The sequence below is a fragment of the Clostridium beijerinckii genome, from assembly GCF_018223745.1.
Lineage (GTDB): Bacteria > Bacillota > Clostridia > Clostridiales > Clostridiaceae > Clostridium > Clostridium beijerinckii.
On record NZ_CP073653.1, the window covers coordinates 3,615,738 to 3,639,947 of the forward strand.

A 24,210-nucleotide genomic window follows, 5' to 3' on the forward strand; every position below is an offset into this window, starting at 1 on the left:
AAACAGCCTCCTCTTAGTTCTTCTCTCTCAACTGAAGTCCATCGCGGTAAGCATCACCGACCTTTTCACCAACGGACAGATATGACTTATTCATCCAATCGAAAGTGATCGGATGGAATTTTTCAAAAGATATCTTGCCATCTTCTCCAAGAATCCGTTCATCCAGACTTACATTGACGATTTCGCCTACCAGTCTCCAAGTTTCCTCATCATAGCTCTTCACTCTGCACTCAACGGCAAAAGGAAGCTCATCGATAATCGGTGCATCTACGAATTCAGACTTTGTTGTATTGAATCCGGACTTCTCAAACTTATCTTCCACTTTATTTCCTGTTGTTATACCAAGGTAATCACAGGCAACTTCATTTTCCACATCCGCCATACTTACAACAAAGGAACCTCTGGCAAGAATTCCCTTTAACGTGTTTCTCTGGGATGCTACGGTAATAGTAATTTCTGTCTCATTCGTGATTCCGCCCCATACTGCTAACATTGCGGTCGGCTTTTCAGCCTCATCATAAGATGAAATCATCAAAACCGGCATCGGTGTGATGTATGGCTTTGCTCCGATATTTTTTCTAGACATATTTATCCTCCTTAAATTATGTAATAAATCACAGTTATTCGATGCATTATGCTCTTAACGATATGATTTCTTATAGATTTCAAGATAATCTTCATCCGTAAGCGGTAACGGGTCTGCGGTAATGTCACCGCCGAGCACCTCGTGTATTCTCTTCGGATACTTTGCGAGCTCTTCTTCCTTGATTCCTGCATCACTCATTCGGAGATGTTTACATACGACTGCTTCGATCAGTTCATCCAATGCTCTGATAAAATCTTTTCCGGATGTCACGATTAGTGCTTTCTTTCCTGGAAGCACTTCTGTATGCGGCTCCTGAAATTTTCCTGCTCCAAATAATACTTTTGTTGGCATATAAAAGTCAAAATTATACATAAGTTCTATTCCTTTCAATTTGAACTTTCTTGCTACTACTCAATCATATAGATTTTCACCTTCCAAATCAGCGCTAAATATTAACTTGAATTATGGCGTATTTTAACCTACAATTAGATATAAAAATATCTGATTTACTAAAAACGTTGCAATGCTTGAAAGAATTGCTCAGAAATCTGAAGAAAGGAACGTTGTTATGTCTTGGAATTGCGATACCGAAATCGATCACGCATTAGAAAAACTCGGTCAGGACTTTCCGCACCTCAATTGGGACTTTAGCCCGGATCCGTCCTCAGGAAATAACGAACTGATTTCGCATTGGTTGGGAGAGAAATCCGAGGAAGTTATGGTGTGTGCATTTAAAGGGGAAAAAATTGAGGAGCGTTTTCACCGCCAGGACTTTTTTTTCATTCATTTTGCTTACCACGGAGATTATGATGCATTAAGCGCCAACTATAACAATCGGATCACGGTAAAAGAAGGAGACTGCTATATCGGTCAGCCCTATAGCGGCTATGCTGTTAAGCGTGATTCTGATCACGAATGTATTATTCTAGGAGTACTGATTCGTAAAGAAACCTTTTTCCGGGAATACCTGAGTGCGCTCTCAGCAGATAGCTCCATGCTTAATTTTTTTCTGGAACCACAGAAAAACAAATATGCAGAAGAGTTCGTTCATCTGGAAATTCCAGCTTCTTCGCCAATCTGGCAGCTGCTGAATGTCATGATTCTTGAATATGCTCATAAAACAGAGGACTCACAGAAAATTTTAAAACCTATGGTCATGTCCCTTGCAATGTATCTTTCCTATGAGTACAAGCGTCAGCGTCTACCTACTGGCACGACATTAATTGACCGGATTATGGAATATATCGAATCACACTCTGATTCTGTAACATTGAATGACATTGCATCCCATTTCGGATATCACCCCGTCTATATTTCCCGTCTTTTGCCGGAAAAGACAGGGAAGACCTTTTCTGCTCTGCTAGCTGAATCACGTATGCGAAGAGCGAAGCTATTATTGAATCATACAGATCTTTCCATTGAAAAAATTGCTGATATGCTCGGATACAGCAATAGCAGCAATTTCTATAAGGCCTTTAAACAGTATTATGGTACTTCTCCTCGTCAGCTTTAATGGTCAATGTTATGGCTTCAACGTGAAATGCATCAATAACGTTATTAAACCCTTTTTCAGCCGTAACACTGATTAGTTCATTAGCAAATTCGCTTCGCTCATAAAAGCCCCCGGGAGTTTTGTGAAGGAAGAATGAGTGAACTTGATATTGAACGAATATAGCACTAAATAAAATATATTAATATTTTATTATTTTATAAAAGTAAATATAAATTTCTTATCTTAAAAAAGCTCCATATATGCACTCTTAATCAACGAAAGCTTATAAGATCTTGTTGATTAAGAGTAATATCTTTTAATTATACTAACATACCGCCAGATGCTTCAATACGTTGACCGGTAACCCATCCCATTTCATCTGCGCATAGACTAGCGACAACACCTCCAATATCAGAAGCTTCTCCAATTCTTCCGAGTGCAGCATAAGAACCAATCGTATCTTTCAAACTTGGATTTTTAATATAAGTGTCTCCACTAAACTCAGTGTTAACAGGTCCAGGAGCTATCGTATTCGCTCTTATGCCTCTAGCTCCTAATTCTATCGCTAAATATCTAGTAAAAACTTCTACTGAACCTTTCGCAGCAGCATAAAGTCCCGAACCTGGGGCTGTAAAACGGGTCAATCCTGTTGAAGTGTTTACAATTCCACCTTTGTCAGCAATAAGCGGAATTAGTTTCTGTGTTAAAAAGAAAACTCCTTTAAAGTGTACATTAACTATTTTATCAAACTCTTCTTCTGTAACTTCTAAAATAGGAGTATGGCTTGAAATTCCAGCATTATTAATTAAAAAATCAAAGTGCTCTCTATTCCATTTATCCTTTAAAACATCTGATAACTTAGATGCAAAGGAATCAAATGAAGATATATTACTTACATCAAGCTGAATAGCAGCAGCTTTACCACCATTTGCTTCAATTTCTTTTACAACTTCATCTGCTTTTTCTTTTTGATTATTGTAAGTGATAATTACATCTATACCCTTTTTAGATAGGGCTATTGCAGAATTTCTACCAATTCCACAACTTCCACCTGTAACTAATGCAATTTTACTATTGGGGTTCATAAAAACCTCTCCTTTAAGTATTTATTAACCATTTAGAAATTAATATCTCATTATTTATACCGCTACTTATATTTCAAAGACAGTATTTCCTTAGTCATCAGTTTTAATATTAATCCAAGAAGGTATAAGTTACTTGAAATTTAATTTCCTATGATTTATACTCATGTTAATACCTAGAGATATATCTAGGTCAAGCTTTTTTTAATAAATTTTAAAGGGGATTTTAAAATTGACTTATACAATAAAAGATATATCAAAAATGTTTGGCGTTTCTATCTATACAATTCGTTTCTATGACAAAGAGGGTCTTCTGCCATTTGTTTTGAGAAATAAATCAGGAAACAGAGTTTTTACTGAATCAGACGTAAGCCTGTTTAGAACAATTTGTTGTCTAAAGAATACTGGCATGCAACTTAAGGATATAAAAAAATATATTGATTTATGCATGGAAGGTTCTAGAACCATAGATTCACGAAAAGAATTACTTTTAAAACATCAAGAAGCAATTTTAAACCAAATAAATGATCTCAATGAAAATTTAGACCTTATTCATACCAAAATAGTGAAGTATACATCTCCTAACGCGGCGCAAATTATTAACGAAGAAAGAAAAAAAGTTCATGAGGAAAAACGCGAAAATAACTTGCTATTATAACATCTATTATGCTATCGCCTATTGTTTTATCCAAAGGCACTCCATTATATGACCTCATCGATGTTCTTGCTTTTATAACTTCTATAATTGACTTCTTGAAAATCGGATTATCTAAATTCATATTTCAACACTCCCACCCTTTTTATTTTATAGTAAGTCCGCATTTGAATTGCTAAGTTATATGCTAAGAATGTAACTTTAACTTAGATATTAATCCTTTAGTTATGAATTTAACTGCACCAGCCTGACAATATGTTTCATTAAGATATGATTGTGATTTATGAAACTCTCTACAGGCTTTACAATTACCGTGATTTTTACAGCTTTTATTTATGCATTTACAGTTTGGATTTATAGTTGACATATTTACCTCCAAGTAATAAATATTTATTTCAAACAATTATTCTAGCAACCTATATTGCAAAAACAACTCGTGTTGCTTATAATGATTATAAATTTAGCTTATATATTTTTCAACCAACAAAATTGATAAAGTGTTGCTTGCATAAAACTAAATCTGCAATATGAGTTTAACTAAAATTCTTTTAAATGAGGTAATAATATGTCAGTAAATATAAATAATCCTAGAGTAAAAAGAACCCGTGATCTTATTATCAACGCTTTTATTTCACTAGTTACTAAAAAAGGCTTTGACTCCATTACAGTCAAGGATATTACTACCGTGGCCACCATAAACCGTGCAACCTTCTATGCACATTTTACAGATAAATATGCACTACTGGACACCGTCATAGTAGAGAAATTCTCTGAGATCTTTTCCCATAAACTACTAGGCGAGATGCGCCTAAATGAGAATACTATACGAATCCTCATTCTTTGCGTTTGTGAGTACTTTGAAATGGTAAAAAGCATCTGCAAGTGCGGTTTTGCCTCTATTTTACCTTTAATAGGAGATAAAATATCTTGTGAGCTATATTCCATAATCTATGAGATGCTAATAAAAGACCATGAATTAGCTGAAAATGAACAAATACGTGCCCAATTAGTTGCAACAATGATGAGCACTTCTATTTATAATGTAATTTACAAATGGGAAGTTCAGAATAGACCAATCCCTCAAGAACTTCTAATTTCTGAGATTATTGGGTTTATTTCTACAGGTATGGGTACTTTAAAAAGATGAAAAGAACATTATATCAAATAGTGTTCTTTTCATTTTTTATAGGCTCTTTGCAATGAATTTTCTATTCTGTCTAAGTATTGTAACCATCTATTATCACCAAATGATACGCCTTATATACCACTTTGAAATTCACCATTTTCAAAACTTTTTCGCAAAGCTCTTATATGTTTTAGTGGCGGCTGTCCAAATAACCGCTTATATTCCCTGGTAAATTGAGATGAGCTTTCATAACCAACTTCCATGGCAGCAGTAGTAACATCAATAGAATCACTAAACATGAGTCGTCTTGCTTCATGAAGTCGCAGCTCTTTCTGATATTGTAGCGGACCAATGGCAGTTACAGCTTTAAACTTATGGTGCAGTCCTGATACACTCATATTATTTGATTTTGCTAGCTCTTCCACGGTAAAAGAACGTTTATAATTTTCCTTGATCCATTCTATTGCTTTACCTATTCCATCTGCCTGCTGTTCAGCTAGAACCTGTTGAAAAAACAAGTATCCGTACTCTCCACTCAATAAGTGATAAATCATTTCTCGCTTAATAAGCTGCGATAAAAAGTAAGTATCCTTAGATTTATTTATTAGCTTCAAAAGTCTGATAAATAAATCTAATAGTTCCTCATCTGATTTTCCTACAAATGCTCCTAAATAAAGATTCTTATTTTTTATGTTAAATTCAATTTTAGCATCCAGTATTACAGAAGCAATTTCACTTGTAGTAAAATCAATACGCAGACTAATACAGGGCAACTCTTTTGATGCTCCTATCACTTGTACGGATACAGGCATATCAATAATAGACGCTGCAAAATCACCTGCATTAAAATGTATAGTCTCATCTCCGAAATGAAACTCCTTTCTTCCTTGAAGAATAATACTAAATGCAGGATTCATAACTCCAGGAGTTATAGGAATTTCATGACTGTGCCTGGTAACCGAAAAAAATGGGACTATTGTTTTGGTATTTCCATCAATTTTAGCTATCCTCTCTGTCATTCCAATTATAGTATTCAATGTCTTTTGCTTAATAAAGTTACTTTCTTCAAATAATACTTCTTTATTTAAATTTTCTTTTTGTTCTAACATTTATTTCTCACCCAGCCTTTATACTTAAACCATTTGCTGATAATTTCCACATCTTATTTCATTTATCTAACTCAATGATAATATTCCTTAAAACTATAGTAAATATTATATCAAAAATCAATTTGTTTTTTCATCAATTCATTGAATTAATACTTTGCAGAATTAGGCAAATTTTAAACATTATCGTTATATTATGTTTTGATTTTTAATGTGATAATATGGTTAGTCAAACTTGATGTCTAAACTATTAAATTTTAATAAAAGAGAGGTATAAAGAAATGGAACAAAGAACTTGGTTTATAACTGGTATTAACAGTGGATTCGGACGACATATGACTGAACAACTCCTTGAGAGGGGCGATAAAGTTGCTGGTACTGTACGCAATATGAATTCAGTAGAAGACCTTAAGGAAAAATACGGTGCTCTTCTTAGAGTGTTTCATCTTGACGTTACAGACACCAACACAATTTATGAGGTTGTCGATCAAGCCTTCAACGAACTTGGAAAAATTGATGTTATTGTAAGCAACGCTGGTTATGGCCTTATTGGTGCAGCAGAAGAATTAACTATTGAGCAAATTACTCATCAGATTAACACAAATCTCCTTGGATCTATCCATTTGATTAGAGCTTCATTACCACATCTACGTGCTCAAGGAGAAGGGCATATCATTCAACTCTCATCATCAGCAGGCCAAACTGCATTCTCTGGAGGATCACTCTACCATGCAACTAAATGGGGAATTGAAGGATTCTGCGAAGCCGTAAGACAAGAAATCGCTCCTTTTAACATCAGTCTTACAATAGTGGAACCAAGCGGAGCACGTACGAATTTTACACATCATAGTGTAGTATTGGGTCAAAAGTTAGAGGCTTACTCGATTTCTCAAGCACATAATGCCAGACGCGGTTTTGAAGATACCTCGATAGTTCCTATTGGTGATCCTGCTAGAATGGTGAAAATCATGATTGACAGTGCTGACCAAAAGCCAGCACCAATAAGAATTGCTCTTGGCAGCGGAGCTTATAATACGATACATCAATCACTTTCAAATCGTCTTGAAGAACTTGAAGCACAAAAAGAACTTGCCTTTTCTACTGATTTCCCTGCTAATAAATAAAAAGTAGAAGGTAGAATCGGCAGTTAAAGTGTCGAATTTGTTAGATACAAAATTAAGTATATATTTTTGAAAGCTTAGTAGAAACAAATAATCTGCTATCAATTCGTTTAGTTGATAGCAGATTATTTCATAAATTGATTAAATATTAATTATAATCCCTTAACGCAAATATTCCAATTTCTGCGTAAAAGTTAGACTAACATAAATCAAAATTCTCTTAAACCATTGAACAATACTTCTACTTCAATACGGTTCATCATACAATATTTTAAAAAAGTCTACATCCCTTATGACATGGTTCACCGTAACACTCGCAAATGATAACTCTTTTTCCTTTCTCATCTATATAAAAAGTTCTTTCGTTGAAAAATAAAGAATTCTTATTTAGATGCTTCTTATCATTCCATTTTCAACTGTTACGTCATATAAAAATATTAATGTTTAATTTAATAAGAAGACACTAAGAACACAAAATACATACCTTTGTTATTTGAATTCAAAATATTATATTAACTATTCATCATTTCTTTACTCATGTCTATAAAAGCTCTTAATGCCCTTGAAACCCATTTATCCCTATGATATACCATTTGCGTTGTCAAATAAAAGGAATCTTCCCACCAATGAAGTTCTATCAATTCATTTCGTTTCAATTCCTCCGCAGCAGCAATCTTTGGAAGCAGCGTTATTCCAAGTCCGCCCATTGTCAATTGTTTGATTGATTGGATACTGCCCATTTCCATTATTGATTTCGGAGTTACCCCAGCATCATTGAGACTTTGTTCAAAAAGATTTCGGTAACCGCAGCCTTTTTCTGCAACAACTATGTTACAGTCAGCAATATCTTCAGGATAAACATATTTCTTGAAAGTGAGTGGATGTCCTGGGGCTACTAACAAAACTAAAGGTTCAGGAAATTCCAATTCTGTAATTAACTCAAAATCATTGATTTTCTGACCAATGATAAAAGCAACATCAATCTGATTTTCTCTTATCAATGTTTTACATTTGTTATTGCCTTCCATTTTTAGAATAATTTCAATCTCCGGATAACGCTCATGAAATTCCTTTAATATAGGAGGCAGCCTTACAGCACAAAGTGATTCATTAGCCCCTATTGTCAAAGTTCCCTTTACTACATCTGATGTAATTAAAGTGCTTTTTGCTTCATCAGAAAGTTTAATTATTTGCTTAGCATAAACAAGAAATTTTTCCCCTTCTGAAGTCAAAGATATACTTTTCCCTAATCTTTCAAACAAATTAACACCTAATTCTTTTTCCAACTGTTGTATCTGAGCAGTAATAGCAGATTGTGAATATCCTAGCTCAAATGCTGCTTTTGTAAAATTACTCAGTTTAGCTACGGTAATAAATGCATTTAATTGACGAAATTCCATTTCTATATCCCCCCAAAAATCAATCATTTATTTTGATTGTTACAATTTAAACTATTGATTTCACTAATTATTAGTAGCATGATATCATATTGTTACTATCTTTTCAAATTTAATCATTAAGGAGGTAAGCTATGTTCAATTTATCTGCACTTTTATCTTATGTTCTTGTTTCAACTTTTACGCCTGGTCCAAATAATATTATGTCTATGACAAATGGTACTAACTTTGGATATAAAAAAACATTTAAATTTGTTCTAGGTGCTACAGCTGGTATGGCTGTGATCATGTTATTGTGCGGTTATCTTAACTTATTTTTATTTAAACTTCTCCCCAACATAAAGTTGTCTATGGAGGTATTTAGTTCAGCATACATAATATATTTAGCTATCAAGATACTCAAAAGTAATTCTAACCCAAATGCAATTAATAATTACAACATCAACACATTTAAATCTGGAATGCTTATGCAATTCATGAATCCTAAAACAATACTTTATGGCATAACGGTGAATTCAATTTTTATAATCCCCTACTATAAATCGAGCATAATATTATGCTTATTTGCTATCTTCCTCTCATTAGTAGGATTTATATCGATGTCCTGCTGGACTCTTTTTGGTGCATTATTTCAAAAAGTTCTTAGCCGTCATAGAAAGTTATTTAATATTGTTATGGCATCTCTCCTAATATATTGTGCATTATCAGTTCCCGATTTTAAACTTCTAATTCATTTATTTATCTGATGTCTAGACGGGGTACCACTTTGAATTATAATAAAAGAAATGCAAACTAATCATTAATTTTAAACAATACTGCCTTCTAATATATTGCTGATGGTTCCGATATTTTAGTGTCTTAAAGCATTTTTTCTTAGTATAGTAATCTTCCATATTTTTTATAATAGAACAAGCCTTAATCACTGTTTCACTGGTAATTAAGGCTTGTTGTCCAATCACATAATCTTTTAAATTTTGTGGTGTTAGTTCTACTTGAATTATCAAGGGATTTGTATAAGTTCCACCATTACTACATACCATCTTATCAGCATATTCAGCAATAACATCGGCGAATCAATGTAATACTTATACTTTTTTTCTTCAAGTTCTTTCTCTTCCTCTACGACTATAACATCCCCTCACCCATCTTCATATTTATTTCTGTATCCCCCATATTCATTGTCTAGTTTCTGTAATATATCTTGAATAGTTTCTTGTACCTCCTTGAAAATAAAAATACTCTTACCATATTTCTAAGGTAAGAGTTTTCAATAGAATAATATATACATTTTCTATCATTTCAAAGAAAATCCCGTTATTTATGGTATGGTTCACCGTATCAGTAGTAAGTGATAACTCATTCTCTTTCTCACTTATATAACAGGCTCTTTTATTGAGGATAAGAAGCACCTCTTAGATACTTCTTATCATTCTACTTTTAACTGCTACACCCTATGCTCGTTTGGAGTAGTAGATAAGCATAGCAAGAATGACTTCTTGACTTCCTATATTTCTGTATGAATGAGTTATATCAGCCTTAAATCTAATGGAATCACCTTCGTTTAAAGAATACACTGTATCGCCAACTGTGACTTCGATATTACCACTGAATACTGTTATATATTCTTCCGTTCCGGCAAGATGAGCTTCTGCTTGCAAACCTCCATCTGGAGCAATCACAATACGATAAGTTTCAAATAAACGTTGTTCGTCAAAGGTGAACAACGGATAATTTATATACTTCCCGCTATCCTCAACAATTGGAGTGATATCCTTGAATGGCAGAATAGTTGCTTGTTTTTCGGATTCTTCAATTAGAGAAGTAAACGAAACCTTATACCCATTAGCAATTTTCCATAATACAGATAATGTGGGATTCACATCCCCTTTTTCAATTTGTGCTAACATACTACGAGATACTCCAGTCGTCTTGGCAGCTGCATCCAGCGTCAATTTCTTTTGTTCCCGAATATGCTTTATATTTTGAGAAACCGTGGTATTAATATCCAAAAAATCTTCTCCTTTCACCTATTGACACTATATCGAACTAATAGTACAATAAATTAGAAATCTTATATATTGTACTTTAAATACATTATATCATCACAGTTTAAAGGAGGCAAATTAAATGTTTAGTTGGATCAATTTTCTCACCTATGCAATAATTACAGCAATAACACCTGGACCAAACAATATTATGTCCATGTCCAACGCAAGTCGTCTTGGTTTCAAAAGGTCACTACCGTTTAACATCGGAATATGGGCAGGATTTTCCGTTGTTATGCTTGTTTGCACACTATTTAGCAGTCTGCTTTCTTTCGTGCTGCCAACGATTAAAATGCCAATGCTTATTATTGGTGCTGCCTATATGCTCTATTTATCATGGAAAACATTCAAAAGTTCACCCGAAATTATGGAGAGTCACGCACGAAGTGGATTTGGGTCAGGTTTGGTTTTACAATTTGTTAATCCAAAGATCTATATCTACTGCATCATTTCAATGGAAGCATATATCTTACCGTATTATTCCAACCAATTGCTTGCGCTGTTTGGATTTGCCATATTGTTGGCATTTATCGGGTTTTCATTTACGCTGTGCTGGTCGATATTTGGGTCAATATTCAAGCAGATATTTTCAAAATATGCAAAGATAACCAATACAATCATGGCACTTTTACTAGTCTATTGTGCAATATCTCTATTTTTGTAAAAACAGTAGATAGCACAAAATATAATTAATGGTTAGTTCGTAGTTTAACTTTACCATTGCGAATTAATTCTAACATGTTTTTAATCAGTATCTTCATATTTTTGTTCATTAATTATATACATATTTTTATATTCACAGGATTTATCATCAACATTCTTTTTGAAACAACAGAAAAAGGAGAACCTCCTCCATCTGAACTTGGTTCTCCTACATTAATTAAATACATTATTAAGTTATCATTTTTAAAGGAAACTCGACTCGTATACACTCGCTTAGTAAGTGATTCACATCAAATCATAGATTTGAGTTCTCTACTTAAGCTCTATTGACTCTATATCTCTAGCTTTGTTTATTGTTATTTTTGAAATCAACATATGCAACAGCCTTTTTTGTTGCTCCTTGAAGGTAACTCTCCGAATTCACTTTACTTACTTTTACTTATTATCCTTTATTTATGATACGGTTCACCATTAATTATCCTAAACTTTGCTTTGTATTTAAGTATTATTATCTAGTTGCATCAACTTGCTATTATGAACACAACATATTCCAACTTAATATGATACTCTTTAAATTCCATTATTTAATTTTAGGATTTATCATTTTTATATAGTTTAATCAACTCATCTAAAGAAATATCTATACCGACCATTTTTAACAAATCCTTTCGTTCATTATATAGTTTTTCAAGCATTACTTCAAAACCTTCTCCTAAATGTATTTGTTTGTGACAATTACAGCATAAAGAAACAATGTTTTCTTCGACATCAAGAGATATTTCAAAATTATTGTGGTAAGTAATTGGTACTAGATGATGGGGTTCAGTATAATTTATGTCCGAATTTCTTCTAATGAACGTTAAATGAGTATTATCAAATTCACATTTATACTTTGCGTGTCGCAGCGCATTTATTGACACTCTTCGGCTTCTAGGATACACATATTTATTTTGAACATAAACAGGATCTTTCTTATTTTTAGATTTACCACTATATTCAAAATGTGTGGTATCCGAAGAAAGGTCACTTTTGCCGATATCTAAAATAAGGTCATCATCCGAATAACTATTATCTGAAAATATGTTTAATTCTTCAATAGCTTGAACAAGCTCTTCTCTTAATGTCCATTCCCAAGTCTTTGGTTTTGTATCAATTTGTTTGCTTTTCATCACCACAATAAATCTTGTACCTTTAGCTATATCACCTTTTCCCTTAACAACGAACCGCCCAATTTCTTTCTGCACTCTTCCAGCCAAACCATTTATAATTCCATTAGCACTCATACTATGCTCATTATATTTTTTACCAATATAACCACAAGTGGCAGAGTGTCCAGGTTCTATGTACCATTTTCTTATAGCTTCTTTACTTTTATCATCAAAAACTCTAGAATTTGTTAACAATTGCTTCCATTCATCAGTAGTTATATCAATATCGCAGTGATACTCTCCATCAATAATTTCACATATTTTTTCAATCATATGCCCCTCCAATTTTTAAATATTTAATATACTTAATTTTATAATTATACTTTTTGTATTAATCCAACGAACAAATATCGAACCTATGCCAAGTTATAGAAATGCATTTCTATTAGTTTCTTTTTTCTGAATACCATTTTTCATGGGCTCTTGGAACTTTATAAGAATGGATATTCTAAGGCATAAAAATATACTACATCAAAACTATTATCTCTTTGCTTTAAAATATAATCTTCATATGATTCATTAACAACAATAATTTAAATGCATTCATCTTCGATCAATATTGATATTCCATTTTCTTAAAGAAATCCACTTTTGGTTCAAGAAATTTAAACTTATGGTTATCAGCATCTTTAAAATAAGAAGTAATAGGTTCAAATATTTTATCCCAATTCCATAGTTCATCATCTATATTTAGATAATCTTTAAACATTTCACATCCTTCTGGTGCTATAGGGTGTATTAGTACTGCTATAACTTTACAAGCGTAAAAACAATCTGATATTACGTTTCTTTTTAATTCCTCATTTTTAATATTACTAGCCCAATGTTTATTTACTTCCCTTATATAATCGTCCAGAACATATGCTATTCTATGAAAATCTTGATTATACATATGTCTTTCATATTCTAATACTGCTTTTTCTGTTAATTCTTTAATTTTTTCACTTACCTCTTCTTTAGGAATATCTTCATTAAGACTTTGCAAAGTATAAAAACATGAGCGAATAAGTCTATTAAATACATTTGTTAAAAGGTTTCCTTCTTTTAATACTGGATCTGCTCCTACTTTTTCTTCTTCCTTCATGTAAACTTGTGGCTTAAAACCAACACTTTTTGAAGATAATCCAAGACTCATAAAGTGCATGCGTAATTGATCCTTTGTATAAAATTTCAATAATTCATCTGCCATTGGTGGCTTAATATCTGAACTGCTGCTTGCTTTTTTATCCATAAATAAAATGTGTTTATTCGAAACAATGTGTGGTAAATTTAGCTTAGTAACATCTACATTTTCACCCTTAGGCACCTTTAAGCCAATAAACATGGCCATTTCGGCAATTGAATAAAAATATATATTATCTTCCCCTATAAATTGATATACCATTGAATCATCATTATCCCACCAATTACGCCATTCTTCAGGATTCGTACCCTTTGACTCCAAATATGCTTTTGTAAAAGAAATTGGAGCCCATAAAGATTCTGGCCACACCCAGAAGGTTAAATTTTTTAAATCTTCTTTATCTGGCACTTTTACTCCCCACTCTATATTTCCTGATAATCTAAAAGGAACCAATGTCTTACCACTAGTATAGTTAATGTTTAAATTATCCAATATTTCTTTTGCCTTATCCCTATCCTCTAATGTTTGGAAAATAAAGGCTAGTGAAGATTTTTTCTCTTCATCTATTGTTTCATGGCTTGGAAATTTAGCTTCTAGATCATTTACATCTTTAATATATTTTCTTGGGACATATATTAGTGGCTTCTTTAAAAATTCATCTATAGTGTTAATTTCATACTTTCGTCTATTAGTATTCTTCTTTAAAAACTCATTAAGTTCCTCCATTATATCCATGGATTCATCTAAGGTAAAATACCAATTATCTACACTTTTTAATATTGGTTTATTTCCTGATAAAGTGCTAATAGGATTAATTAATTCAGATGCCATATATTGATGCCCTAATGAACATTCTTCTGCATAAGCTTTATCAGAGTTACACCCAGCTATTGGACATTTCCCTATTACTTGTCTTCCATTAAGAAAGATTTTCTTATCTTCATCATAAAATTGCAATGCTGACATCTTCTTTATATAACCATTTTTGAATAAAGTATTAAATATTTCTTCTGAAACTTCATTATGAAATTCTCCTGTCCTTCCAAGGGCTGAAGCACCAAAAATATTTAAGCTGATATTATAATCTTCTAAGGTTTTCTTTTGACTCAAATGATTTGCCTTAACATAGTCCTCCATAGTATTTTCGTATCCATTTTCCTTTAGCTTTCTGTAGCTTTCAAGGATAGGTGAACCATAACAATCTGTACCAGATACAAAAATAACATTTTCTTTCCCTATTCTGTCTCTTAAAAATCTTGCAAATATATCTGCATGAATAAACATTCCTCCAACATGGCCAAAATGAAGATTCTTATTTCCATAAGGCATTCCAGCTGTTACTATAGCCTTCTTTGGAAATGTTGGTCTTTCGCTTTTTTCTATTCTTTTACTTATCATAAACTTCTCACTCCTTAAATTTCTAACTTTCATACTTTGGATAATCAAAAAATAAAATATCTATGCTATTTTAAACCTATAATTTTTCATATGCTCAATTTTAACGTCAAAAAAGCCCCTGTAGAAAATACTTCTACAGGGGCGAAACTTCTATTTCGCGATGCCACCCTTTTCCCTAAAATGTCACCATTTTAGGCTCTTCAAGTACACCATCTCCCTAAAATTATAGAATTATAGGGCAAATCATACTCTGGTTCTGTAACGTGAACTTACGTCATAGCATCACTTATAATGAATTTTTATCTTATAGGTAGAGATCCGTAACATCACTTCTTCTTCAAATGTGAGTTATAGGTTGCACTCTCTAAGATAAGTTAAACTAAATTCAGCGAAAATAAAATTTCACCTAAAAAAGTTTTACTTTATAAGATCCGTATGCAGCTCCGAGACTTGTTTCATTATGATTTCATAATTTCCTCACACCAAATGGAAACTCTCTGAGTATTCCCTCATAACTACTCTTCTCTTCATAGCTTTTATTTTTGTACAATTATATACCTTATAATGTTAAGTGTCAATTATATTACTTAATAGTTTTTTATCTATTTGAAATCTCTAAAACTTTTTATCCTATAGATGTGTGATGCAATAATTTTTAACAAACTTATTAAAGGCCTTTTTGGTTAAAAGTATGTTTTGATATTAATTATTTGGGCTTTAACTAGTTTTTAGTATGTTCTTCTGAATTGTTTTAATGTCTTCTTATATGAATAATGGTAATCTGAATTCTATTAATGCTTGATCTACGCTTCAGCAGCTATTGATAACTCTATAAATTGGAATTTACCAATAACCAAATATCACTATCTTACTGTTCATCATCTATAAATATCCTCAAGTCTAACTCTGCATAATTCCTGAGCTTAAGCATTTTCAAAATCTTTTTGTACATATCTTTGAAGTACTTTATCATTTATTTCATGGTAAACTTCTGTAGATGCCCAAACTTTTGCAAATTCAATTATATTATAATATTCTAAATTTCTTATAGGTTCTATTAATTTTTTTATAAGTATTAAGCATTTAATTGTTTCATCGTCAAGATTATCTCTTATTGATTTTGCTAATTCAAATGATAGAATTAAGTCAATATGTTCAGGTATCCTGCCATCTAAAACCATACTTACGCTTTTATTATAAAATTTATCAATAATATCTTTTTCTTCAATAAGCCTAACTTGAATTAATCCTTTTTCTTCTATAGTTGTAAAAAGTTTTGCTAATCTTATAAATAATTGGTCAAGTTTATTCTGCATTTTTTCACCACCTTGTTTGAGTATTTATTAAATTATAATTTATTGTTCAATTAATCCTCACAACATATTTTCTAAATACAATACTGCTCAGTTCTAAGAAAACAAGTTTTATTTGTCGTCCCCAATACCAAATTCATATTATCAGCCTAATGGGTATATGAATAATGGGAAGTTTTCTTTATAATGAATACCAATTATACTTGAATCATTAGAATTATATACAAATGTAAATGCATCAAACAATATCATAAAATTCTATGGAATCTTTCATCTCTATCTTTCTTTTATTAATACCAAATTTTATTAAATTCTTATACATCTGATTTATTTTATCTTTATCGTAATAATATACCTTCCACTTTGCTTTAGCTTTTGTATAAGAATTAATTGTACTAAAATATGGCATATCTACACCTGCTAATGAATGTCCAATCACAATTACCTCTTCTATTTTTTCATTTTGTAGAGAAACTAATTTATCCATATAGTTACTTACATTTTTATATGTATCATTATAATACTCCTCTATAACGCTACTTATACTTGATTCCCTTTCATCAAATATTTCATCTGCTTTTTCATGCCTTTCTTTAATCTCCTCAATTCTTTTATGATTTCCATGACCTATTATTGGATTACCATCACGCATTCTTAGTGACCCATGAATATGTGTAATTTTATTCCCACTTATTTTATATACATTTTCCAAAACACTTGTATAATTAAAAGTAACATACATATCACTGCTTTTAGATTCGATTATTGTAGTTCTTGGCAATAAATCACGTATTCTTATACTTTGTATCCAAAGTTTTAGATAATAAGGTAATTGTTTTATATACCTAAAGTCCTCCGAAAAATATGTATATAACGTATCTTCAATTCCAATATCCCCACTTTCCAATCCCATATCTATTGATACTGCATTTTCTATTATTACGTCTTCATCTATATTAGCTAAATTACTTTCAAATTCATTCCAAAGCAATTGTTGCTTTTCTTCATCTGAAAAACCAGGATAAATATTATAATTACTTTCAAAACTATATAAAAAATCAGGATAACATTTTTCCAAAAAAGTTCTAAAATCCCAATAACCCGTTTTTAAATTATGACCTCTATCAAATCCATTTCCAATAATAAATAATTTCATTAGCTCCCCCCTATTCTCCTCAATATATCTTTACTTTTTAAATAAAGTTATTATATACTTTAATTTCTTATTATTAGCCTAATGTGTATATGAATAACTAAAAGTTAAAGTTCATCAGATAATTTTATCTTTATCAACCTCCAATTTTCATACTCAGCATCTTTATTAACCCAACTATCAACTATTGCTTTCTTATTTCTACAATATAATGAAAATTCGATTTACCAATCAATATGAGAAAAAATTAGTTTGCTGTATTAATGTCTTCGTTTTTCTTACTACTCTTTTTAATATAGAATATAACCCTACGATAGTAATTTACATCTGTTTTACTAGACTCTTTAAATACTGAAATTAGGTCCATCAATTTGTTTATTAACTCATCAGAAAATGCCTTGTCTTCTCCTAGTTGTCGCACAGTAATAAAGAATTCTTGCATAATATAAGGAGATTTATACTTAAATGACTCTGACATGTCAGTCTTCAATTTGTTCATAAAGTCATTAATCTTATCTTCTATATTATAAAATGTGATGTTACTTAAATCTAAATCTTCCGTAGTAACTAATTGTTCCTCATTTATAAATTGCATAATCTTTTCTAGGTATTCATATTCTCTTACTTGCGCGAAAGCTTCATCTAAATCATTTTTTATATCTTCTTCTTTTAGAAAATCCATATTTATCAATTCTTCTTTACATTCATTTACAAACCCTTTAATCATTTCGACTGGAGTATTCCCACTACTTTTAAAATATGGTTTTAATTCTTCACAAAATAGGTCTAATTTTTCATAAAATCCTCTTCCATTCTGTGATTTTTCTTTTGCACGCATAATAACATCAATATTGTTATTATTATCAGTCAAATGATATGAAAGAATTTTGTTTAAATAAATAAAAGACGTTCCCATATAATTTCTACAAAACAAATTTACTTCTTCTTCAACTTCACTTGAATTATTTAATATAATATTTTTATCACAAAATTTTTTGTAAAACAATTGCATAAGCATTAATTTAGGATTACAATATCTTCGAGCTCCACTATTTGAATTAAAAATATTAAAAGCATAACCATTTCCACTTTCATTCTCTATAACGCGCTCTGCATTATCAAACAATTTCTCAAGTAAATTTGCTCCCTTATCACTATTCACATATGAATAATTCCTCATAATTATTGAAAAAAGTTCTACAAAATCAATATCAACATCTTCAAAATTTTCATCATCAATTAATGTAATATACTTGTCATCATATGATGTAAAACCATTGACTACTTTATCTAAATCATGGGGGTTCTCAAACAGGCAAGTCATAAACTTCATTATTTCATAATGTTTATATCCCTTGATTGCTTCCCTAGAATACTCTATGTACCATAATTCAGATACCAAAGAATTTATTAATTGATCTTCAAAATCTTTAGTTGAATTCACATCACATAAAAAATCGACATAATTATTAAAACCTTTTGTATGAATGTAGTCATACTTTTCTGGCATAACCGAACGTATAAATGAGATAATAACAATATTTTTAGCTGCTTCCACTTTCTTTAAATATTTTTCTACAACATCTCCATTTTCATATTTATTTTGAAGTTCTTCATTTATAATTTTACATTGTTCATTAATATAGACAAATAATTTTGAAATCGTTCTTGGATTACTCAATTTATTTTGAATAAATAAAGCTTGTTCATTAAGTAATTTTTTCTTTATGTTATTCTTTTCGACTTCATCTTTTTTTTCTTTTCTATTGATTAAATATGGATATGGATTAAGTTCTCTCAACTTTTTTTCTATTATTGAAATTTCCGATAAAATTTCTGAAATCCACTTATCTATTTCACTTAAAATAGATGTTGATATGTCTAATGAAAAAAGTTTAAGATTTGATAGATTTTTATGTACAAAATAACTTACAATGTCCGTATAACTAACTGTAGCCAAATTAATTATATGATTAAAATATTTGTCAATATATTCTATAGGTTTATCTAAACTATTTTCTAATTGTTTATAATCAGCTAAAAAAATTATAATACAATTTTTAAAAGTTGCAATCTCTTTAATAAAATTAATAAATTGAATTATTTTGTCATTATCGCACCTTTCAATATCATCAACTACTATTATTAATTTATTTTCACCTAACATCTGCATCAACATTTTTTCTAAATATTTTTTTGTTTCCCTATAATCTTTTTCTTTTTCAAATAGACTTTTAATAATATTTGATTTGACTTTTGCTTTAGATATGACTTCTATAATTGATGATATATAGTCTTGAAATTCACTACATATTCCAACATAATAATTTTCTTTTTTAAATTCATCTTTAATTCTTTGAAATAAATACTTAAATAATGATTCCATGCTATCCATATCCATTGTGTTTATTCGTACAATTTTATGTTTCTTGTTCTCATTTTTATTTAGTTCATTTAATACAACACTTACAAATGATGTTTTGCCATTGCCCCATTCTCCAGAAATACATATTGACAATGATTCATTGACCTCATGATTATTAATCAAATTTTCCAAATGCTTAGCTTGAAACTTTCTTATTTCAAATAAATCTTCAATGCTTTCTATTGGCGAATAATACTTTACTGAATTATCTATACCATTTCCTTCAATAACACTATTTTTTTCTAATTTAATACTATTAATACACCAAATAAATATACCTAGTAATACAAAATTCGCTACATTATACCACTTCGTAAATTCCACTTGCCTGGTAGCTACTGTCAGGAACATGTCCATATATATAAAAATGCTTATAGGAATAGTTAATGTATTAAAATATGCATCATTGTTAACATATATCAATAATCCATAAGCTATTATACTAAAAATTATTACAATAAAAATAAATTCAAAACTCAAGATTAATTGGAATAAATCAACTAAAAACTCATTGTTAGCAGATAAATCTTTTAACCAATAAAATGGTATCAATGATATATATGCTAATAAAATTATTATAGTATTTCTCTTACTATATTGAAACTTTACTTTGTATATATTATTATAAAAACAACATATGATTAAACCTATCATTACCGAAAAGTAAAAAATCACAAGTGAATATTTCACCCCAAAATCACCAAAGTATATAAATGGATATTGAAAACTCATCTTACCACTTCTTCCTATATAATTATTGATTTGCTAATTCACATTAATAAATTATATATTATTTAAGACTTATAAATTCATTGTTAATTTAAATCTAAAAATAATAAAAATTCTCGTTAATATCATATATTAATCCATTAATACTTCTCCTTAATTTAAAAGTCTAAGTGCTCAAATTATAATTATGATAAATTGTATGCTAAATACTTTTCAACTGCCAATTATAGACATTATAAGAATACAATATTATTATCTATAAGACTATATAACCCATTATAATCTATTTTTTTCATACATGGAATAATTATCTAATTGAATAAAAGATAAATATGGCAAAATTTGTTTAAGCTAACAAATCATAAATCTCTTAAATATTTCTTTCTAACTCATATTGCTAATATTTATTTTCCCTAATTCTTCATCTAAATAATTTTCATCTATTTATGTAATAACTGAAATTTATCCATATATCCTTTATGAAAACAAAGTAAAGGAGGTAATGAAACATGGCTGTAACTAAAACTATTGACTCTGTTTCTCTTAGTATTGAAGTTCAAAAAGCTCTAGATAAAGCTGGCGACCCAATTTATACCAAAAAAACTTTCTCAGGTATAAAAACAGATGCTACACCTGAAAATGTCTATGCTATTGCTGATGCAATTAAAGGTGTATTAGAAGCTAACACTAGAGATTACTTTATTAATGAATCTTCTAGTTTAGCAAATGCTTAGGATCTTATTCTTAAATAATATTGTAGGAAACTCGACTCACATTCGTTCGCTGGATACTCACAGAGTAAGCGATCATCATCAAATCACGATTTGGATGCCTGCTTAACTGATTCACACCGAATCATAGATTCTGGTTCTCTACTTAAAGATTGGGGGGAAATTAAATGGAATATACTTTAGCTATGACTTTTTTAACTTCTGCTGGTGAAAAAAGCACTTTGAGTGTTTCTGGTGTTAAAACTACTCTTACAAAAGATGAAGTTAACGCACTTATGGACACTATAATTTCAAAAAATGTTTTTAAAACTAAGGCTGGCGATCTAGTTAAGAAATCCGGTGCTCAGGTTACTCAAAGACAAGTTACTAAATATGAAGTAGCTTAGTTTTAGGTAAAATTATAGAAGCTTACCATTCTTCGATATGCTCCCTTTATAGAAGCAGTTTTATTCTTTTAACTGTCTACTATAAAAGGAGCTATCACTTATATGGGGAGCTTCTATTTTTTATTTAGTATGTTGATTTTACCTTGGAACCTGAATCACTTACTAGTAACCCATATACATTTTCCTTATTTGTTCTAACCTATCTGTTGTAATTTACTCATCCACCAATCTTTATCAAAATATATAGGTCTAACTGGAATCATAACGATATATTCATTGTTTGCTTCTATAATTTTAGATGTTCCTGTATATACTAAATCTATATATAAATTGAATGGCTTAACTTTCCTTTGAACTTTATTTTCAAATTCATTAATATACTCATTAATTTTTTCATTGCCAAATCCTTCAAAATAAGAAAGAGCATTCCTGCCTCCACCAACCATTTCCCACCATTCTATAAAAGGTCGCCATGCATTTTTACAACATTCCCTTAATTCATAGTATGGAAAATCTGAAAAGTCAGGTGGATTAAACATATTATCCCCATGATCAAATCTTTGTTTTGAAATAACCTTTTCCCCTCTACCTTTAATCATATTATTAAACCATTCACTCCATTGTTCTTTTACCAAAGGTAATTGTTTATGACATTTGTTAATAAAATACTTTGAAGGCCATAACCTATTTCCACCTTCTATATTATCAATATCTATTAATCCATATACGCAACCAGTAAAAAGAGCAAAGTTTAATGACATATCACTGGATACTACTACTTTCCATGATTCATTTCCTTCTTTATACATATTATAATTCTCCTTAACTATACTAGCTCATCACATCTTACCATTATAAATCAATTATAACATATCTTGTTTATTTCTCTTTGGCCTTAGTATTAAATTTAAATTATACTAATTACGAAAAATTGACTTTTTGCGATTTATATTATCTCTTTGTTATTTTCTTATAATTAATGTATAGAATATTAAAATCGTGTCAATAGTTAAAATACGTTTCCTATTCTTAATAAATATAGAGATAGCTAATCATTATTCTCCTAATATTTTTCGCTATCTCTATTTTTTTGTAAAAAACAAAAGGTAGACTAAGTATTTTTACCTAATCTACCTTTATTGCAGCTTTTATTTTTTCATGCATTACTATTAATAAATCTTATTGATCTATCTTATCTCGTTTTAATTTGAAAATTTCTTCAACTGCTTTTTTATAACCACCGGATTCTTTGAAAGAATCACTTATTTTTCTCATATTTTCAAGATAACTTGGATTAGTTAAAACTTTCTCAACAGATTCTCTTAAAATCTCTGGAGTAATATTATCTTTATCAAGAGAAATAGTTGCACCTAACGCTTCAGCTCTTTTTGCCATATATGGTTGATCCGCACCTATAGGTATTGCTACAAAAGGCACATTGTTATACAATAAGTCACTAGTACTATTCATCCCAGCATGAGTTATTGCTACATCAGTATACTTTAAAACCTCTGATTGAGGAACATAATTTCTTACGATGAAGTTATTAGGTATATCAAATTTAGATAAGTCTATATTATATGCTGTCATTACAACAACTTCATCAGTATTACCAAATGTTTTAAAGAATATATCATATAGATTGCTGTCAGTATTATTAAACACTGTACCTAGTGAAATATAAACAACTTTCTTTCCCTCTAATTTTTCAAAAGGAAAATCTAGATTTTCTTTTCTATCATAGATTGGTGGGCCTATAAATTTAAAGCTCTCATCATAATATTCTGGATGTGCAACAAAATATTTAGAGGTATATACAATATTTATATCACCCTTATTAAAAAATAAATCAAAGATATTATGGGACATTTCCACATTAAATTCTTCTTTTAATTGTCTTGAAACTTTTTTATAAGTCTCTATAACCGGATGATTTTTTATTAAATTTTCATTCATTAATTCTTTGTGCTGCGACCTTAATTCTTTAGGAGTTGCAAACACTGCAAAGGAAGAAACTGAAGGTATTTTCAGTATTTGAGCAATGATACTTCCAAAAGGGAACATGGCCGTATACATAATATAATCGAATTTTTTGCCTTCAATTTGATTTAAAATATCTTTTATAATTTTATCACTTGATTTAAGCGTTTCATTTATATAATCAAGAAGTTTATCTGGCCCCATATCATTAGAAGTCTTATGTTTTCTTTTAAAAAGGCTCAGTTCCACTCTATAACTTTTAAATTTGGCACCTGTTTTTTCAATTTTTTCTTTAAAATCTTCTGAGCAGAAATATGTAATTTCTTCTCCTTGTTTTACTAATTCATTTACTAATCCCAATGTAGGATTTATATGTCCATACGCAGGTATACTTAAAAAAAGTACTTTTGACATAAATCAACTTCACTTCCATTCTTTATATTTACACTTACATATTCTCATAATACTCATAGTAATTAAATAGCATTTTC

22 protein-coding genes are annotated in these 24,210 nt (G+C 30.3%); 8 read left to right on the forward strand and 14 right to left on the reverse strand.

What is annotated here, in order from left to right; genetic code table 11:
• Nucleotides 1-13: 13 nt before the first annotated feature.
• Together KEC93_RS16210 and KEC93_RS16215 are read right to left on the reverse strand one after the other, a co-directional pair.
• Nucleotides 14-586, reverse strand: a complete 573-nt coding sequence (locus KEC93_RS16210; protein WP_039773583.1) for a flavin reductase family protein — start codon at nucleotides 584-586, stop codon at nucleotides 14-16.
• Between the two features lie 54 nt (nucleotides 587-640).
• Complete coding sequence (locus tag KEC93_RS16215) at nucleotides 641-937, reverse strand: hypothetical protein (RefSeq protein WP_051144942.1); 297 nt, start codon at nucleotides 935-937, stop codon at nucleotides 641-643.
• A 172-nt stretch (nucleotides 938-1,109) separates the two neighbouring features.
• Here KEC93_RS16215 and KEC93_RS16220 point away from each other — a divergent pair, with 172 nt between their 5' ends.
• Nucleotides 1,110-2,099, forward strand: a complete 990-nt coding sequence (locus KEC93_RS16220) for a helix-turn-helix transcriptional regulator (protein ID WP_242997563.1) — start codon at nucleotides 1,110-1,112, stop codon at nucleotides 2,097-2,099.
• A 299-nt stretch (nucleotides 2,100-2,398) separates the two neighbouring features.
• On the opposite strand, the gene KEC93_RS16225 is transcribed toward KEC93_RS16220, so the two are convergent.
• Nucleotides 2,399-3,163 carry an SDR family NAD(P)-dependent oxidoreductase gene (locus tag KEC93_RS16225; RefSeq protein ID WP_111944666.1) on the reverse strand — a complete coding sequence of 255 codons (765 nt, stop codon included), beginning with the start codon at nucleotides 3,161-3,163 and terminating at the stop codon, nucleotides 2,399-2,401.
• Between the two features lie 229 nt (nucleotides 3,164-3,392).
• On the opposite strand from KEC93_RS16225, the gene KEC93_RS16230 reads away from it, so the two are divergent.
• Nucleotides 3,393-3,818, forward strand: a complete 426-nt coding sequence (locus KEC93_RS16230) for a MerR family transcriptional regulator (RefSeq protein ID WP_077869760.1) — start codon at nucleotides 3,393-3,395, stop codon at nucleotides 3,816-3,818.
• Between the two features lie 184 nt (nucleotides 3,819-4,002).
• Here the strand turns inward: KEC93_RS16230 and KEC93_RS16235 are convergent, their stop codons facing one another.
• Nucleotides 4,003-4,182 (reverse strand): hypothetical protein, encoded by a 180-nt coding sequence (locus tag KEC93_RS16235; protein WP_023973766.1) that lies wholly within the window; start codon nucleotides 4,180-4,182, stop codon nucleotides 4,003-4,005.
• Between the two features lie 198 nt (nucleotides 4,183-4,380).
• Between KEC93_RS16235 and KEC93_RS16240 the strand changes: the two genes are divergently transcribed.
• A complete protein-coding gene (locus KEC93_RS16240; RefSeq protein ID WP_051144919.1) occupies nucleotides 4,381-4,962 on the forward strand; it encodes a TetR/AcrR family transcriptional regulator in 582 nt (193 codons plus the stop codon).
• A 110-nt stretch (nucleotides 4,963-5,072) separates the two neighbouring features.
• On the opposite strand, the gene KEC93_RS16245 is transcribed toward KEC93_RS16240, so the two are convergent.
• Nucleotides 5,073-6,050, reverse strand: coding sequence for an AraC family transcriptional regulator (locus KEC93_RS16245; protein WP_039773578.1), 978 nt, complete (start codon nucleotides 6,048-6,050; stop codon nucleotides 5,073-5,075).
• 278 nt (nucleotides 6,051-6,328) lie between these two features.
• Between KEC93_RS16245 and KEC93_RS16250 the strand changes: the two genes are divergently transcribed.
• Nucleotides 6,329-7,171 (forward strand): SDR family oxidoreductase, encoded by an 843-nt coding sequence (locus KEC93_RS16250; RefSeq protein ID WP_077869762.1) that lies wholly within the window; start codon nucleotides 6,329-6,331, stop codon nucleotides 7,169-7,171.
• Nucleotides 7,172-7,680: 509 nt separating this feature from the next.
• On the opposite strand, the gene KEC93_RS16255 is transcribed toward KEC93_RS16250, so the two are convergent.
• Nucleotides 7,681-8,568: a LysR family transcriptional regulator gene (locus KEC93_RS16255; RefSeq protein WP_077869763.1), complete on the reverse strand. Its 888-nt coding sequence runs from the start codon at nucleotides 8,566-8,568 to the stop codon at nucleotides 7,681-7,683.
• A gap of 131 nt (nucleotides 8,569-8,699) precedes the next feature.
• On the opposite strand from KEC93_RS16255, the gene KEC93_RS16260 reads away from it, so the two are divergent.
• Entirely contained in the window at nucleotides 8,700-9,311 is a 612-nt protein-coding gene (locus tag KEC93_RS16260; RefSeq protein ID WP_077869764.1) for a LysE family transporter, read from the forward strand.
• A gap of 705 nt (nucleotides 9,312-10,016) precedes the next feature.
• Here KEC93_RS16260 and KEC93_RS16265 read toward each other — a convergent pair.
• Nucleotides 10,017-10,574 carry a helix-turn-helix domain-containing protein gene (locus KEC93_RS16265; protein WP_077869765.1) on the reverse strand — a complete coding sequence of 186 codons (558 nt, stop codon included), beginning with the start codon at nucleotides 10,572-10,574 and terminating at the stop codon, nucleotides 10,017-10,019.
• A gap of 118 nt (nucleotides 10,575-10,692) precedes the next feature.
• On the opposite strand from KEC93_RS16265, the gene KEC93_RS16270 reads away from it, so the two are divergent.
• A complete protein-coding gene (locus KEC93_RS16270) occupies nucleotides 10,693-11,274 on the forward strand; it encodes a LysE family transporter (protein WP_077869766.1) in 582 nt (193 codons plus the stop codon).
• Between the two features lie 589 nt (nucleotides 11,275-11,863).
• On the opposite strand, the gene KEC93_RS16275 is transcribed toward KEC93_RS16270, so the two are convergent.
• From KEC93_RS16275 to KEC93_RS16295, 5 genes are all read right to left on the reverse strand, one after another.
• Nucleotides 11,864-12,754 (reverse strand): HNH endonuclease, encoded by an 891-nt coding sequence (locus KEC93_RS16275; RefSeq protein WP_039773570.1) that lies wholly within the window; start codon nucleotides 12,752-12,754, stop codon nucleotides 11,864-11,866.
• 280 nt (nucleotides 12,755-13,034) lie between these two features.
• Complete coding sequence (locus tag KEC93_RS16280) at nucleotides 13,035-15,002, reverse strand: class I tRNA ligase family protein (RefSeq protein ID WP_077869767.1); 1,968 nt, start codon at nucleotides 15,000-15,002, stop codon at nucleotides 13,035-13,037.
• A gap of 923 nt (nucleotides 15,003-15,925) precedes the next feature.
• Entirely contained in the window at nucleotides 15,926-16,318 is a 393-nt protein-coding gene (locus KEC93_RS16285) for a hypothetical protein (protein WP_077869768.1), read from the reverse strand.
• Nucleotides 16,319-16,553: 235 nt separating this feature from the next.
• The gene (locus KEC93_RS16290; RefSeq protein ID WP_077869769.1) at nucleotides 16,554-17,471 is read right to left on the reverse strand and encodes a bacteriophage abortive infection AbiH family protein; all 918 of its coding nucleotides are present in this window, start codon (nucleotides 17,469-17,471) and stop codon (nucleotides 16,554-16,556) included.
• 244 nt (nucleotides 17,472-17,715) lie between these two features.
• Nucleotides 17,716-20,625, reverse strand: coding sequence for a KAP family P-loop NTPase fold protein (locus KEC93_RS16295; RefSeq protein ID WP_111944667.1), 2,910 nt, complete (start codon nucleotides 20,623-20,625; stop codon nucleotides 17,716-17,718).
• Nucleotides 20,626-21,131: 506 nt separating this feature from the next.
• Between KEC93_RS16295 and KEC93_RS16300 the strand changes: the two genes are divergently transcribed.
• Both KEC93_RS16300 and KEC93_RS16305 read left to right on the forward strand, forming a co-directional pair.
• Nucleotides 21,132-21,356, forward strand: a complete 225-nt coding sequence (locus KEC93_RS16300) for a DUF1659 domain-containing protein (RefSeq protein WP_039773565.1) — start codon at nucleotides 21,132-21,134, stop codon at nucleotides 21,354-21,356.
• A gap of 164 nt (nucleotides 21,357-21,520) precedes the next feature.
• Nucleotides 21,521-21,739, forward strand: a complete 219-nt coding sequence (locus KEC93_RS16305) for a DUF2922 domain-containing protein (protein ID WP_012059376.1) — start codon at nucleotides 21,521-21,523, stop codon at nucleotides 21,737-21,739.
• A gap of 194 nt (nucleotides 21,740-21,933) precedes the next feature.
• Here KEC93_RS16305 and KEC93_RS16310 read toward each other — a convergent pair whose 3' ends face one another.
• Together KEC93_RS16310 and KEC93_RS16315 are read right to left on the reverse strand one after the other, a co-directional pair.
• Nucleotides 21,934-22,548, reverse strand: coding sequence for a hypothetical protein (locus KEC93_RS16310; protein ID WP_077868753.1), 615 nt, complete (start codon nucleotides 22,546-22,548; stop codon nucleotides 21,934-21,936).
• A 370-nt stretch (nucleotides 22,549-22,918) separates the two neighbouring features.
• The gene (locus KEC93_RS16315; protein WP_077868754.1) at nucleotides 22,919-24,133 is read right to left on the reverse strand and encodes a macrolide family glycosyltransferase; all 1,215 of its coding nucleotides are present in this window, start codon (nucleotides 24,131-24,133) and stop codon (nucleotides 22,919-22,921) included.
• Nucleotides 24,134-24,210: the final 77 nt, after the last annotated feature.

What these genes read in the sequence shown, in the direction of transcription:
- KEC93_RS16225 (WP_111944666.1), bottom strand. Translation starts at nt 3,163, where the DNA reads ATGAACCCCAATAGTAAAATTGCATTAGTTACAGGTGGAAGTTGTGGA.
- KEC93_RS16280 (WP_077869767.1), bottom strand. Translation starts at nt 15,002, where the DNA reads ATGATAAGTAAAAGAATAGAAAAAAGCGAAAGACCAACATTTCCAAAG.
- KEC93_RS16315 (WP_077868754.1), bottom strand. Translation starts at nt 24,133, where the DNA reads ATGTCAAAAGTACTTTTTTTAAGTATACCTGCGTATGGACATATAAAT.
- KEC93_RS16275 (WP_039773570.1), bottom strand. Translation starts at nt 12,754, where the DNA reads ATGATTGAAAAAATATGTGAAATTATTGATGGAGAGTATCACTGCGAT.
- KEC93_RS16235 (WP_023973766.1), bottom strand. Translation starts at nt 4,182, where the DNA reads ATGTCAACTATAAATCCAAACTGTAAATGCATAAATAAAAGCTGTAAA.
- KEC93_RS16270 (WP_077869766.1), top strand. Translation starts at nt 10,693, where the DNA reads ATGTTTAGTTGGATCAATTTTCTCACCTATGCAATAATTACAGCAATA.
- KEC93_RS16215 (WP_051144942.1), bottom strand. Translation starts at nt 937, where the DNA reads ATGCCAACAAAAGTATTATTTGGAGCAGGAAAATTTCAGGAGCCGCAT.
- KEC93_RS16250 (WP_077869762.1), top strand. Translation starts at nt 6,329, where the DNA reads ATGGAACAAAGAACTTGGTTTATAACTGGTATTAACAGTGGATTCGGA.
- KEC93_RS16210 (WP_039773583.1), bottom strand. Translation starts at nt 586, where the DNA reads ATGTCTAGAAAAAATATCGGAGCAAAGCCATACATCACACCGATGCCG.
- KEC93_RS16285 (WP_077869768.1), bottom strand. Translation starts at nt 16,318, where the DNA reads ATGCAGAATAAACTTGACCAATTATTTATAAGATTAGCAAAACTTTTT.
- KEC93_RS16245 (WP_039773578.1), bottom strand. Translation starts at nt 6,050, where the DNA reads ATGTTAGAACAAAAAGAAAATTTAAATAAAGAAGTATTATTTGAAGAA.
- KEC93_RS16240 (WP_051144919.1), top strand. Translation starts at nt 4,381, where the DNA reads ATGTCAGTAAATATAAATAATCCTAGAGTAAAAAGAACCCGTGATCTT.
- KEC93_RS16300 (WP_039773565.1), top strand. Translation starts at nt 21,132, where the DNA reads ATGGCTGTAACTAAAACTATTGACTCTGTTTCTCTTAGTATTGAAGTT.
- KEC93_RS16255 (WP_077869763.1), bottom strand. Translation starts at nt 8,568, where the DNA reads ATGGAATTTCGTCAATTAAATGCATTTATTACCGTAGCTAAACTGAGT.
- KEC93_RS16220 (WP_242997563.1), top strand. Translation starts at nt 1,110, where the DNA reads ATGCTTGAAAGAATTGCTCAGAAATCTGAAGAAAGGAACGTTGTTATG.
- KEC93_RS16305 (WP_012059376.1), top strand. Translation starts at nt 21,521, where the DNA reads ATGGAATATACTTTAGCTATGACTTTTTTAACTTCTGCTGGTGAAAAA.
- KEC93_RS16260 (WP_077869764.1), top strand. Translation starts at nt 8,700, where the DNA reads ATGTTCAATTTATCTGCACTTTTATCTTATGTTCTTGTTTCAACTTTT.
- KEC93_RS16290 (WP_077869769.1), bottom strand. Translation starts at nt 17,471, where the DNA reads ATGAAATTATTTATTATTGGAAATGGATTTGATAGAGGTCATAATTTA.
- KEC93_RS16295 (WP_111944667.1), bottom strand. Translation starts at nt 20,625, where the DNA reads ATGAGTTTTCAATATCCATTTATATACTTTGGTGATTTTGGGGTGAAA.
- KEC93_RS16310 (WP_077868753.1), bottom strand. Translation starts at nt 22,548, where the DNA reads ATGTATAAAGAAGGAAATGAATCATGGAAAGTAGTAGTATCCAGTGAT.